Source organism: Hyphobacterium sp., from assembly GCF_965217055.1.
In the GTDB taxonomy this organism is placed as follows: Bacteria; Pseudomonadota; Alphaproteobacteria; order Caulobacterales; family Maricaulaceae; genus Hyphobacterium.
Genome location: NZ_OZ244227.1, coordinates 2,121,376 through 2,132,129 on the forward strand (window position 1 = coordinate 2,121,376; position 10,754 = coordinate 2,132,129).

Sequence of the window (10,754 nt, forward strand, 5' to 3'; positions counted from 1 at the left end):
CACCATGGCCTTCGATCCAGACCTCGCTGACAGAATGGAAGCCCAGCTTGTTGCGCTTGACGCTCGACCCGCACGAAGAGCCATGTTCGGCGGTGTCGCCTTCATGGTGAACGGCCATATGAGCTACGGCACAGCGCGCGAGGAGATGCATGTCCGGGTGGGAGCTGACGGTTACGAGGAAGCCCTTTCGCAGCCAAATGCACGGCCGATGGACATGACCGGTCGGGTAATGAAGGGCTGGGTGACGGTGGATGCGCTGGCTGACCGCGATGAAGTGGCGCTGGCCAGTTGGGCGCAGCGAGCGCTGGCATTCGTGCGTACCTTGCCGCCCAAGGCCAGTTAGCGGGCTGGACGATTCAGCAAGTTTGCACGCACCGCCGGCCATTCAGATCTCAGAACGGAGAAGTAGACAGTGTCGCGGCGTTTGCCGCGCCAGGTATTAACCTGGCTCCGCAACGTGCCTTCACGCACCGCGCCCATCTTGGTCATAGCGCCCTGTGATCGGAGGTTATCGCCACCGGTTTTCAGCTCGACGCGCTCGGCCCCCGAGGCGAAGGCATTCTCGAAAAGGGCCAGCTTGCAGGCCGGATTGACCTCGGTTCGGCGCGCGCCGGCGGTATAGAAGGTCCAGCCGATCTCGACCCGCTGCTGTGGCGCCGCGATTGCCAGGTAGGCGGTGTGCCCGACGACGTTTCCGGTAGATCTGCGGAACACAACATGGCTGATCTGGTTACGCTGCTGCGCGCTCATCATCTCGTCGAACCAAGAATCGTAATGCGGGCCAAAGCCGGCGAGCGTCATGTTGGCCCAGATGTCGGGATCATTAGCCGCAGGCCGAAGCGTGTCGCGATGGCCTTCCTGCATCGGTTCCAACCGCACGTAATCGTTTTCCAGAACTTTCGGATGCAATTGCATCAGCGACCCTCTACGCCAACAGAACGATGCCCCGTATCACGTAGATTGCCCCGACGCCCGTCACGATCCATTTCGTATATTTGCGGAAATCAGCGTCCGTCAAAATAGCGAGCACGCGCGCGCCTAGCGTTGTGCCGATGATCGCGAGTGGCGCCGCTGCCAACAGCCACGGCCATTGGACGAACGCTCCCGCAGCGATCGCCGGCATCAGGTAGAACGCGATCTTGGCGGCATGGGCAGCGACCTGGGTCGCGGCCTTGGTGGCCACGATCGTGCGGCGGTCCATGCCATCGGCTACGAAAAAGATATCGAGCAGTGGTCCCGACACCCCGGCAACGATGTTGAGCCCGGTGACGGTGAACCCGCAAAACACGGCTTGCATTGGCTCGCGCGCGTCGAGCGCGAGCCGCTTCTTCGGAATCCAGATCAGGCCCGGCACCAGGCCAAGCAGGATGAACAGCCACGGCTTGGACAGCTGGAAAGCGAGCCCAATCAAAACGAGGAAGGCGGTTAGCGACCCGGCGAGATATATGGCGAGGACCCGCCAGTCGATGAAATCGCGCCAGAGTACGGCCCGCCAACCGTTCGAGACGCTCTGGATAGCACCGTGAGTGACCATGGCTGCGGAAACCGGCAGAAGCAATGCGAGCACGCCCATCAGGATGAGACCGCCGGCCATACCGAAGATACCGGAGATGAATGCGGTGACGAGCGTCGCAATCAGGATGAGCGGCCAGGTCATGTGAATCATCTCCTAACAAGGATTGACCGCGCTATAGTCCGTGTTGGATCGTTTGCAAATGCCGGGACCGGACCAGAGGGGACTCACATGGAATTTTCATATTCGCCGCGCTGCCAGGATTATCTGGACAGGCTGCGCGCCTTTATGGACGCGCATATCTATCCGAACGAGTCGACGTATGCAGAGCAGTTGGCGAGTTTCGGCGAAAATCGCTGGCAGGTGATCCCGATCGTCGAGGAGCTCAAGGAGAAGGCGAAGGCCGCGGACCTCTGGAATCTGTTCCTGCCGGAGTCCGAGAAGGGAGCCGGGCTCACCAATCTCGACTATGCCCCGCTCGCCGAGGAAATGGGGCGCGTACTCTGGTCCTCCGAAGTCTTCAATTGTTCGGCGCCCGATACAGGGAACATGGAAGTCCTCGCCCGTTACGGAACGGCCGAGCACCAGATACAATGGATGGAACCCTTGCTCGCCGGCAAGATACGGTCGGCCTTCCTGATGACCGAACCGGAAGTGGCTTCATCCGATGCCACCAATATCCAGTGCCGCATCGAGCGCGACGGCGATGAGTACGTCATCAATGGCCGCAAATGGTGGTCGTCAGGTGCAGGCGATCCGCGTTGCAAGATCTACATACTAATGGGCAAAACGGATCCGGAAGCGGAACGGCATGTACAGCAGTCGATGGTTCTCGTTCCGGCCGACACGCCAGGCATCACGATCAAGCGGCATCTGCCCGTGTTTGGCTATGACGATGCGCCGCACGGGCACATGGAAGTCGAGCTGAAGGACGTTCGGGTGCCGACCTCGAATATTCTGCTTGGCGAGGGTCGTGGGTTCGAGATTGCGCAAGGCCGGCTTGGACCGGGACGTATCCATCATTGCATGCGAACCATCGGTGCCGCGGAACGTGCGCTCGAACTGATGGTCAAGCGCGGGATGAGCCGCGTCGCCTTCGGCAAGCGCATTTCCGATCAGTCGGTCTGGCATCATCGTATTGCCCGGGCGCGGATCGACATCGAAACGACCCGCCTTTTGACGCTCAAGGCGGCCTGGATGATGGACACAGTCGGCAACAAGGTGGCGCAAAAGGAAATCGCCATGATCAAGGTGGCGGCACCGCGCGCCGCGCTCCAGGTAATCGATGACGCCATACAGATTTTCGGCGGAGCGGGCGTTTCGGCGGATACACCTTTGGCCAGCGCCTATGCGGGCATTCGCACGCTGCGACTGGCCGACGGTCCGGACGAGGTTCACGAACGCGCCATCGCGCGACTCGAAATGAAGCGTTTGTCCAACGAGAGCTGATCATGGATCCTTTTGCCGATAACATTGCCTTCCTATTTGGCGTGCTCGGTGCCGGACTCGGCCTTGGTGCCCTGATCTCACCAAAATGGGCCGCAAAGCTCGTGCGAATGCAGGCGGATCCGGCCAAACCGGAAGGTTATGCCGAATTCCGCGCGACATTTGGTGGAATTTTCTTTTTCCTTCACTTGGCGTTCCTGATCGCGGCCTCAGTGGGCCACGGCGTGGTGGGTGCGGCGGCCGTACTGTCGTTTGGATGGGGCGGCGCTGCAGTCGGTCGCGCGCTATCGCTTTTGCTTGACGGTCCGCAGGTTCGCACGCGCCACAATTTCGTTTCGATCGGCATCGAGCTCATTGCCGCCGCGGCATTTGCCCTTCCGGTTTTGAGTTATGTGACCAATCCACCCGCATGACAGCTTCGTAACCGGTTACCGGCGGCAGTCTGGCTGGGCTGCCGCCAGCAGGCCAACAGCGACCATCCAGATGCCATTGGCGGATTCGTCCACGCCGGGTGCTTATTGGCTGTTTTCCGCCCGCTTGCTGTCCATGCGCTCGGCAAAAGTCCATGCATAATCGGCCATTGGCTCGACCATGGCCCCATATTCCTGCGCTTTGATATTTGAAGCATTGCCAAGCGTGGACCGGTGATAAACGCCCTGCACGATGGCCGCGAGCCGGAACAGATTATAGGCAAAGAAAAAGTCGAGCTTCGGTAAGCTATCCCGGCCTGTCCGACGACAGTAGGCTTCTACATAAGCGGCTTCGTCGGGAATGTTTAAAGCAGCGAGATCGGCCCCGAGGAAGCCGTTTCTCATCTCTTTCGGCGTGCGCCACTGCATGAGCTGATAGGTGAAATCCGCCAGCGGATCGCCCAAGGTCGACAATTCCCAGTCCAGCACAGCGATCACGCGCGGCTCGGTCTTGTGGAATATCATGTTGTCGAGCCGGAAATCGCCGTGAACGATGCTCGACCGGTCTTGGTCTGGCGCAGCATCCGGTAACCAGGCGATCAGTCGATCCATTGCCGGTATTTCGCGGGTTTCAGACGCCTTGTACTGTTTGGACCAGCGTGCGATCTGACGGGCGATATACGCATCGGGCTTGCCATAGTCGCCAAGGCCGATGGTGGCTGGGTCGAAAGCATGCAGCGCTGCCAGCGTTTCATTCATCGAGTCATAGATCGCCGCTCGCTCGCCGTCTTCGACATCTGGCAGGTATGGATCCCAGAAGATTCGTCCGTCGACGAAATCCATCACGTAGAATGCTGTTCCGATGATATCGGGATCATCGCACAGACCGTGCATGCGCGGCACGGGAAAACCGTTCTCGCCGAGCGCCTTCATGACCCTGTATTCGCGGTCGACAGCATGCGCCGAAGGCAACAACTTGCCTGGCGGCTTGCGGCGCAAGACATAGGTACCGCTGGCCGAATCCAGCTTGTAGGTCGGGTTCGACTGCCCGCCCTTGAACTGGCGGATGGTCAGCGGACCGGCGTGTTCATCGACATTGTCGGCCATCCAGCCGGCGAGCGCTTCTTCATTGAACCGGAGCGCGTCAGTAATGTCCTTGGTGCCGGAAAAAGTGGCGTCGAGCTTGCTCATGGGGCCAGATGCACCTCGCCGCCCTGCATCACGAAATCAACATCTTCCAGCTCGGTGATGTCGTCGAGCGGATTGCCGGAGACAGCGATCAGATCGGCAAACTTGCCGGATTCGATCGAGCCAATCGTGTCGTCCATCTGCAAATGCTCGGCTGCGGTCATCGTTGCTGAAATGATCGCATCCATCGGTGAAAGACCAGCCGCCACCAGAAGGGCGAATTCACGACCGTTATCGCCGTGGCGCGACACACCGCTGTCCGTGCCGAAAGCGATCATGACGCCGCCATCTAGAGCGCGCCGGGCCATCTCCATCATCAGCGGACCGACATCGAGTGACTTCTGCCGGATTTCGGGCGTCATCCAATCCGCGGTCTCGGCGATTTCGGCGACCGTTGCGCCGGCCAGGAGTGTCGGCACGAGATAGGCGCCATTGTCCCGGAACAAGCGGATCGATTCCCGGTCGAGATAAGTCCCGTGCTCGATCGAATGCACGCCGGCCTGGAGCGCCGCGTTGACGCCGGTCACGCCGTGCGCATGCGCCGTGACATAGCGCCCCATCATTCGCGCGGCCTCCACGATGGACTGCAGCTCGTCATCAAAGAATTGCTGCTCGGTTCCGGCGGCGGTCTGTGAGAGCACACCGCCTGTTGCGGTGATCTTGATGAGATCGACCCGCGCACGGATCAGTTCCCGCACCGCCCGCCGACAGTCGGCCGGACCGTTACAAGCCGAATCACGGCTGAAAGCGTGCATGAGGTCATTGCTGTAGCCGTTTATATCGCCATGTCCTCCGGTCGGCGTAACGGCCGGCCCTGAAACGCGCATGCGCGGCCCGTGGAAGTCGCCGGCGCGCTGTCCGTCGCGCAGGGCGACAACCGCATCGAGATTGCCGCCGACATCCTGAACGGTCGTGAAACCTGCCAACAGTGTGCGGCGAGCATTGCGAACGCCGTCGATGGCCCAGTCCGCATCGGAAAAAGTCACGTTCTGGAGCCGTCGCTGCGGGTTGAGCTCCGATGTCAGGTGGACATGGCTGTCGATCAGACCGGGCAGGACATAATGGGCGGTGAGGTCAATGATGGTCGCGCCATCAATCTCAACGAAGCCGGGCTCGATGCGATCAATTCTGTCGCCGGAGATTACGATCGACTGGTCCTCTACCGGCGCTTCGCCGGGCACGGCGAGCAGCCAGCCCGCGTGAACGATGGTAATGTCGTGCTGTGCGCCGGCTGTGGCGATTGTCACGATCGCAAACAGCGACGCTATCAATTGTCTCATCTCATCCTTCCCCGGAATTGACGCGAGCCTAGCCTGAATGCTCCAGCGCGCGCCACCCGATATCGCGGCGGCAGAACCCGTCCGGCCAATCGATCAGGTCGACCGCCCTGTAGGCACGTTCGATTGCTTCGCGCTGGTCATTACCGCGAGCGGTAATATTGAGGACGCGTCCGCCATTTGCGAGCAGACGACCGTCCTTGTCCCGAATGGTTCCGGCGTGAAACACTGTTACATCGTCGAGCGCGTCAGCAGCGTCGACACCGCGGATCTCTGTGCCTTTTTCGTATTTCCCGGGATAGCCATTTGCCGCCATCACTACGGTAACAGCCGCACTGCCGTGCCAGGACACTGGTGGCATCATTGCCAATTCCCCATCCGCGCAGGCCTTCAGATAGGGCACAATATCGGTGAGCATGCGCATCATCAGGATCTGGCATTCCGGATCGCCGAAACGGGCATTGAACTCGATCAATTTCGGCCCCTCCGGACCAATCATCAAGCCGGCGTACAGAACGCCTGAATATGGGGTTCCTTCGGCGGCGAGTGTACGAACTGCCGGCGTGACAATCTCGTCCATTGTCTGGCGAACGATCCGGCTGTCGGCGATCGGCGTTGGCGAATAGGCGCCCATGCCACCTGTGTTGGGGCCTTTGTCGCCATCATGCGCGCGTTTGTGGTCCTGAGCTGCAATCAGCGGAATGGCGGTCTTGCCATCACATAGCGCAAAGACGGACGCTTCCTCGCCCTTCAGGAATTCCTCGATGACGAGGGTGCGGGAGGCATCGCCAAACTTACCCGACAGCATTTCATCGATTTCGGCTTCTGCGGCCTCCTGTGTGTCTGGAATGACCACGCCTTTGCCGGCGGCGAGGCCGTCGGCCTTGAGCACATAGGGTGGTTCGAGCTGGTCAAGGAATACTTTGGCCTCACCCGGTTCAGTGAATGTCCCGTAGCGCGCGGTCGGAATGCCGGCGCGGTCACACAACGCCTTAGTGAATGCCTTGGAACCTTCGACCTGGGCCGCGGCGGCGTCGGGACCGAACACACCGATCCCGATAGCCCGCAGCCGGTCACCCAGACCAGCGACCAGCGGAGCTTCGGGGCCGATCACAACGAGGTCGACGGCCTCGGCAATGGCGAAATCGACGAGTGCCGGCACGTCATCGGCCGCAATCGGCAGGCATTCCGCAGTTTCGGCGATACCGGCATTGCCGGGCGCGCACCAGAGTTGCTCAACCCGCGGGCTCTTGGCGATTTTCCAGCAGAGTGCGTGTTCGCGGCCTCCGCCGCCGACGACCAGGATCTTCATGGCATGTCCTCCGCAAACACGGCTAGCGGATTGAAAAGCTGTTGGCGAGTCCGCGGCCGCCATTGCCGCTGTGCCTTCAAGCGCTTACCAACATGCGATGGCTGAATCCGAGTCAAATACACCGGAATTTTCCGTCTCCGAGCTCGCGCAATCGCTCAAGCGGACCGTCGAGGACGCCTACGGCCATGTCCGTGTGCGCGGCGAGCTGGGCCGCGTCACGATTGCCCGGTCAGGACATGCCTATCTCGATCTGAAGGACGACAAGGCGGTGATCGATGGCGTGATGTGGAAGGGCTTGGTTTCGCGTCTGAATTTCAAGCCTGAAGAAGGGCTGGAAGTGGTCTGTGAAGGCAAGCTCACGACCTATCCGGGCCGTTCCAAATACCAGATCATCATCGAGCGCATGGAGCCGGCCGGCGCAGGTGCGCTGATGGCTTTGCTAGAGGAGCGCAAGCGGAAGCTTGCTGCCGAGGGCTTGTTCGAGGCGGCGCGGAAGCGACCGATTCCGTTTCTTCCCAAGGTGATCGGGGTCATCACATCACCGACTGGTGCGGTGATCCGGGACATTCTTCACCGCCTTGATGACCGTTTTCCGCGCCATGTCCTGCTTTGGCCAGTGCTTGTACAAGGCGATCAAGCGGCGACTCAGATCGCCGCTGCGATCGACGGATTCAATGCGCTCGACGGGGCCAGCGGGATTCCGCGGCCGGACGTGTTGATCGTGGCGCGCGGCGGAGGTTCGGTCGAGGATCTCTGGTGCTTCAATGAGGAAAGCGTTGTTCGGGCGGCAGCAGCTTCGGATATTCCACTGATATCCGCCGTTGGGCACGAGACCGACACAACGCTGATCGATTTTGCCGCCGACCGACGCGCACCTACCCCGACCGGCGCGGCTGAAATAGCGGTTCCTGTACGCGCGGAACTGATGCAGCAAGTCGAGGGGCAGGGCAGCCGACTCAAGCGCGGCCTTGCCCGGCTCGTTGCGCATCGCATGTCGGAGTTCAAAGCGACCGCGCGAGCGTTTCCGACAGCGCAGACACTGCTTGGTCCGTCGCGTCAAAGGCTGGATCTCGCCGCTACAGGACTGCGCCCCGAGGCATTGCGACGAGATATTGGCATCAAGGCCGAGCGATTGGCGAGTTTCGGACAACGCCTTGAGGCCGGCGCGGGTCGGTTGTCGCGAGCAGGCAATGAACGTGTCCAGGCTATCGGTCTTCGGCTTGGTCGTGCCAGCCCACAGCGCCAGCTGGAACGATCCCGCGAAGCCCTTACACACTTGCTTCGCCGCGTTCAGCGTGCGGGCGATCAGGCGATTCGGTTGAAGCAGCGCGACTTGAACGCAATTGCCGGCCGGCACGTTCTGCTCGGCCATGAGTCTGTGCTTCGACGGGGGTTTGCGCTGGTCCGGAACACGGAAGGCCATCTCGTGCGATCCGCGAAAGGCATTGGCGGAGGCGAACGCGTTTCGATTCAGTTCGCGGATGGACGCCAGGAGGCTGTCATTGAAAACGGGCAATCGCAGAAACCCCGATCCCGGCCGCGCAAAGCCGTGCCGTCCGAAAAGCAGGGCCGCCTGTTCTAGCCACGCAAAAGCCGTGATAGTTTCAAGCTCATGAAAACGCCATTCAACAGGGACCTGTCCGGAGAAGCCGTTCTCGAGTTCAGTGATTCGGACTTCATGATTTTGAAGCCTGGCGCATTCGTTCGTTGCGCCGTGACAGGTGACCCGATCGCGCTGCAGGACCTTCGCTATTGGAGTGCGGAGCTCCAGGAAGCCTACAAAGACGCCTATGCGTCCGCGGAACGCTGGAAGACCGTACACGCGGAGCCAGGCCGATGATCGCCACGATGATCCTCTGGGCACTGCAATCGGGGGATCCGATCGCTGACGTGCTGACCCGCGATGCCGAGTATCCATTGGCTTCCGAAGCGGTGGAGGCGACAGAGCCATACGCATGTATCGGCGATTTCACGGAAGGTGCGGCGATTATATGCCGCAGTGTGCCTGGTACGGTCATATCGTTGGGCGACCAGTCGGCTACCGCCGATGATGAGGGCTGGCTGATCCTCGGCCTGAATCGCGACAGTGATGCTGAAATGACCATGACGGTCCAGCTGCCTTCGGGTGAACAAATTCGCGACGTCTATCCGGTGGCACAACGCGAGTACGACATTCAACGCGTGGATGGCGTGCCGCCACGAACCGTGACGCCGCCGGAGGAAGCGTTGGCCCTAATCCGCGAACAATCGCGGATGAAAGCGGCGGCCTATACGAGCCGGTGGGAAGGCGCGGGCTTTGCGGACGGATTCATCGCGCCTGCGAACGGCGTGATTTCCGGCGTTTACGGCTCGCAGCGATTTTACAATGGTGAACCCCGTCGGCCGCATTACGGTCTCGATTTCGCAAATGATGCCGGCACACCGGTGTTTGCACCTGCCGACGGTGTTGTGACGCTTGCCCACCCGGACATGTATTATGAAGGCGGTCTCATTTTCATCGATCACGGTCAGGGCTTTACCAGCGCCTTCCTGCACCTCGGTGCTGTCCAGGTGGAGGTCGGCGATGTTGTGGCGCAGGGTGACCAGATCGGCGAGATCGGCTCGGGTGGCCGCGCCACCGGCGCCCATCTCGACTGGCGCATAAAATGGCGCAACCGCTATATCGATCCAGCGCTGGTGCTCGAACTCGACCCGGCATCCTTGCGATAGATCGACTTGTCCCAACGGCGATGCACCCAAAACCACTGTTCCGGAGCTTCCAGGATCCGGGCCTCGACCCATTGATTGATGCGAGTCACCGTCTCCAGGACGGCGGCGGCCTTGTCATCCGTCTGCGGTTCCGGCAGCGGCTCGTAAAAGGTCACCCGAAACCGGGTGCCGCCAAGACGCCGGACCCCGATGGGAACAATTGGCGCACCGAATCGGATCGCCATCTTGGCCGGGCCTGACGCAGTCATTGCCTCGTGACCGAAGAACGGCGCTGCGATGCCGTCATTCATCTTTTGATCGTTCATCAGCGCGACCGACATGCCTTCCCGGAGATTGGCCAGTAATTGCTTGGCTCCGACGCCGCCCTTGGCGGTCAGCAGCTTGATCCCGTAGGCGTGACGCGAGTCAAGGATTCTCCGGTCGACGAGCGGATTGTTGGCATGCCGGTATGTGATGTTGCAGTTAAGACCAAGTTTGGCGATGGCCGCCCCCATGATCTCCCAGTTGGCGAAATGGCCCGCCACGAGAATGTAGGGCTGGCCCTTATTCTCAAGATCGAGGACGATATCTTCACCGGCGATCTCGGCCCGTTCGTCATAGAGCTCCGGCCGGTAGCACCGCATATTGGCATTCTCGCCTACCAGGCGGCCGAAATTGTCCCACATGCGGTCCAGCAGGCGATCGATTTCCGGATGGCTGGCGTCGGGGAAGCAACGCCGCATGTTGATCCGTGCCACGTTGTGAACCGGCGTTAGCGGACCGATCCGCCGCAGCGCCGCGCTGCCGAATGCGGATCCGCGTTCGAGTCCCATGGTCTGGAAGGTGCCCTGAAAGGCATCCCAGGCCAAGGCCTCCGCCCGCCACCCCAATTGCTGCAAGAGACCTGCGCTCATCGTTGC

At 60.8% G+C, this 10,754-nt stretch carries 12 protein-coding genes; 6 read left to right on the forward strand and 6 right to left on the reverse strand.

All coding sequences use genetic code 11. The annotated features are described in order from the left end of the window. Window positions 1-4 precede the first annotated feature (4 nt). On the forward strand, window positions 5-343 hold the full coding sequence (locus ACOOFN_RS10475) for a TfoX/Sxy family protein (protein WP_420431197.1): 339 nt from the start codon (window positions 5-7) through the stop codon (window positions 341-343). Here ACOOFN_RS10475 and ACOOFN_RS10480 read toward each other — a convergent pair. Further along, window positions 340-915, reverse strand: a complete 576-nt coding sequence (locus ACOOFN_RS10480; protein ID WP_420431199.1) for a GNAT family N-acetyltransferase — start codon at window positions 913-915, stop codon at window positions 340-342. The two genes, ACOOFN_RS10475 and ACOOFN_RS10480, sit on opposite strands and share 4 nt — an antisense overlap. A 10-nt stretch (window positions 916-925) precedes the next feature. Next, window positions 926-1,657, reverse strand: coding sequence for a TSUP family transporter (locus ACOOFN_RS10485; protein WP_420431201.1), 732 nt, complete (start codon window positions 1,655-1,657; stop codon window positions 926-928). An 87-nt stretch (window positions 1,658-1,744) separates the two neighbouring features. Between ACOOFN_RS10485 and ACOOFN_RS10490 the strand changes: the two genes are divergently transcribed. Together ACOOFN_RS10490 and ACOOFN_RS10495 are read left to right on the forward strand one after the other, a co-directional pair. Next, window positions 1,745-2,962: an acyl-CoA dehydrogenase family protein gene (locus ACOOFN_RS10490; protein WP_420431203.1), complete on the forward strand. Its 1,218-nt coding sequence runs from the start codon at window positions 1,745-1,747 to the stop codon at window positions 2,960-2,962. Window positions 2,963-2,964: 2 nt separating this feature from the next. Next, the gene (locus tag ACOOFN_RS10495) at window positions 2,965-3,372 is read left to right on the forward strand and encodes a DUF4345 family protein (protein ID WP_420431205.1); all 408 of its coding nucleotides are present in this window, start codon (window positions 2,965-2,967) and stop codon (window positions 3,370-3,372) included. A gap of 102 nt (window positions 3,373-3,474) precedes the next feature. On the opposite strand, the gene ACOOFN_RS10500 is transcribed toward ACOOFN_RS10495, so the two are convergent. From ACOOFN_RS10500 to purD, 3 genes are read right to left on the reverse strand one after another with little or no spacing between them, the layout of a single operon-like run. Next, window positions 3,475-4,560: a phosphotransferase family protein gene (locus tag ACOOFN_RS10500; RefSeq protein ID WP_420431207.1), complete on the reverse strand. Its 1,086-nt coding sequence runs from the start codon at window positions 4,558-4,560 to the stop codon at window positions 3,475-3,477. Continuing rightward, window positions 4,557-5,837 (reverse strand): amidohydrolase family protein, encoded by a 1,281-nt coding sequence (locus tag ACOOFN_RS10505; RefSeq protein WP_420431209.1) that lies wholly within the window; start codon window positions 5,835-5,837, stop codon window positions 4,557-4,559. Before ACOOFN_RS10505 ends, ACOOFN_RS10500 begins: the two co-directional genes overlap by 4 nt. Before the next feature lie 28 nt (window positions 5,838-5,865). Continuing rightward, window positions 5,866-7,146 (reverse strand): phosphoribosylamine--glycine ligase, encoded by a 1,281-nt coding sequence (gene purD, locus ACOOFN_RS10510; RefSeq protein WP_420431211.1) that lies wholly within the window; start codon window positions 7,144-7,146, stop codon window positions 5,866-5,868. A 97-nt stretch (window positions 7,147-7,243) separates the two neighbouring features. Here purD and xseA point away from each other — a divergent pair, with 97 nt between their 5' ends. The 3 genes from xseA to ACOOFN_RS10525 are packed head-to-tail and all read left to right on the forward strand — an operon-like array spanning window position 7,244 to window position 9,855. After that, window positions 7,244-8,728 carry an exodeoxyribonuclease VII large subunit gene (gene xseA / locus ACOOFN_RS10515; protein ID WP_420431212.1) on the forward strand — a complete coding sequence of 495 codons (1,485 nt, stop codon included), beginning with the start codon at window positions 7,244-7,246 and terminating at the stop codon, window positions 8,726-8,728. A gap of 30 nt (window positions 8,729-8,758) precedes the next feature. After that, window positions 8,759-8,986, forward strand: coding sequence for a DUF2093 domain-containing protein (locus tag ACOOFN_RS10520; protein WP_420431214.1), 228 nt, complete (start codon window positions 8,759-8,761; stop codon window positions 8,984-8,986). After that, window positions 8,983-9,855 (forward strand): M23 family metallopeptidase, encoded by an 873-nt coding sequence (locus tag ACOOFN_RS10525; RefSeq protein WP_420431216.1) that lies wholly within the window; start codon window positions 8,983-8,985, stop codon window positions 9,853-9,855. The genes ACOOFN_RS10520 and ACOOFN_RS10525 overlap by 4 nt, the downstream gene beginning before the upstream one ends. Here ACOOFN_RS10525 and ACOOFN_RS10530 read toward each other — a convergent pair. Next, window positions 9,804-10,748, reverse strand: coding sequence for a lysophospholipid acyltransferase family protein (locus ACOOFN_RS10530; RefSeq protein ID WP_420431218.1), 945 nt, complete (start codon window positions 10,746-10,748; stop codon window positions 9,804-9,806). The genes ACOOFN_RS10525 and ACOOFN_RS10530 overlap by 52 nt on opposite strands. Window positions 10,749-10,754 lie beyond the last annotated feature (6 nt).

Coding starts and splice junctions, on each gene's coding strand:
- ACOOFN_RS10475 (WP_420431197.1), top strand. CDS start 5: ATGGCCTTCGATCCAGACCTCGCTGACAGAATGGAAGCCCAGCTTGTT.
- ACOOFN_RS10480 (WP_420431199.1), bottom strand. CDS start 915: ATGCAATTGCATCCGAAAGTTCTGGAAAACGATTACGTGCGGTTGGAA.
- ACOOFN_RS10485 (WP_420431201.1), bottom strand. CDS start 1,657: ATGACCTGGCCGCTCATCCTGATTGCGACGCTCGTCACCGCATTCATC.
- ACOOFN_RS10490 (WP_420431203.1), top strand. CDS start 1,745: ATGGAATTTTCATATTCGCCGCGCTGCCAGGATTATCTGGACAGGCTG.
- ACOOFN_RS10495 (WP_420431205.1), top strand. CDS start 2,965: ATGGATCCTTTTGCCGATAACATTGCCTTCCTATTTGGCGTGCTCGGT.
- ACOOFN_RS10500 (WP_420431207.1), bottom strand. CDS start 4,560: ATGAGCAAGCTCGACGCCACTTTTTCCGGCACCAAGGACATTACTGAC.
- ACOOFN_RS10505 (WP_420431209.1), bottom strand. CDS start 5,837: ATGAGACAATTGATAGCGTCGCTGTTTGCGATCGTGACAATCGCCACA.
- purD (WP_420431211.1), bottom strand. CDS start 7,146: ATGAAGATCCTGGTCGTCGGCGGCGGAGGCCGCGAACACGCACTCTGC.
- xseA (WP_420431212.1), top strand. CDS start 7,244: ATGGCTGAATCCGAGTCAAATACACCGGAATTTTCCGTCTCCGAGCTC.
- ACOOFN_RS10520 (WP_420431214.1), top strand. CDS start 8,759: ATGAAAACGCCATTCAACAGGGACCTGTCCGGAGAAGCCGTTCTCGAG.
- ACOOFN_RS10525 (WP_420431216.1), top strand. CDS start 8,983: ATGATCGCCACGATGATCCTCTGGGCACTGCAATCGGGGGATCCGATC.
- ACOOFN_RS10530 (WP_420431218.1), bottom strand. CDS start 10,748: ATGAGCGCAGGTCTCTTGCAGCAATTGGGGTGGCGGGCGGAGGCCTTG.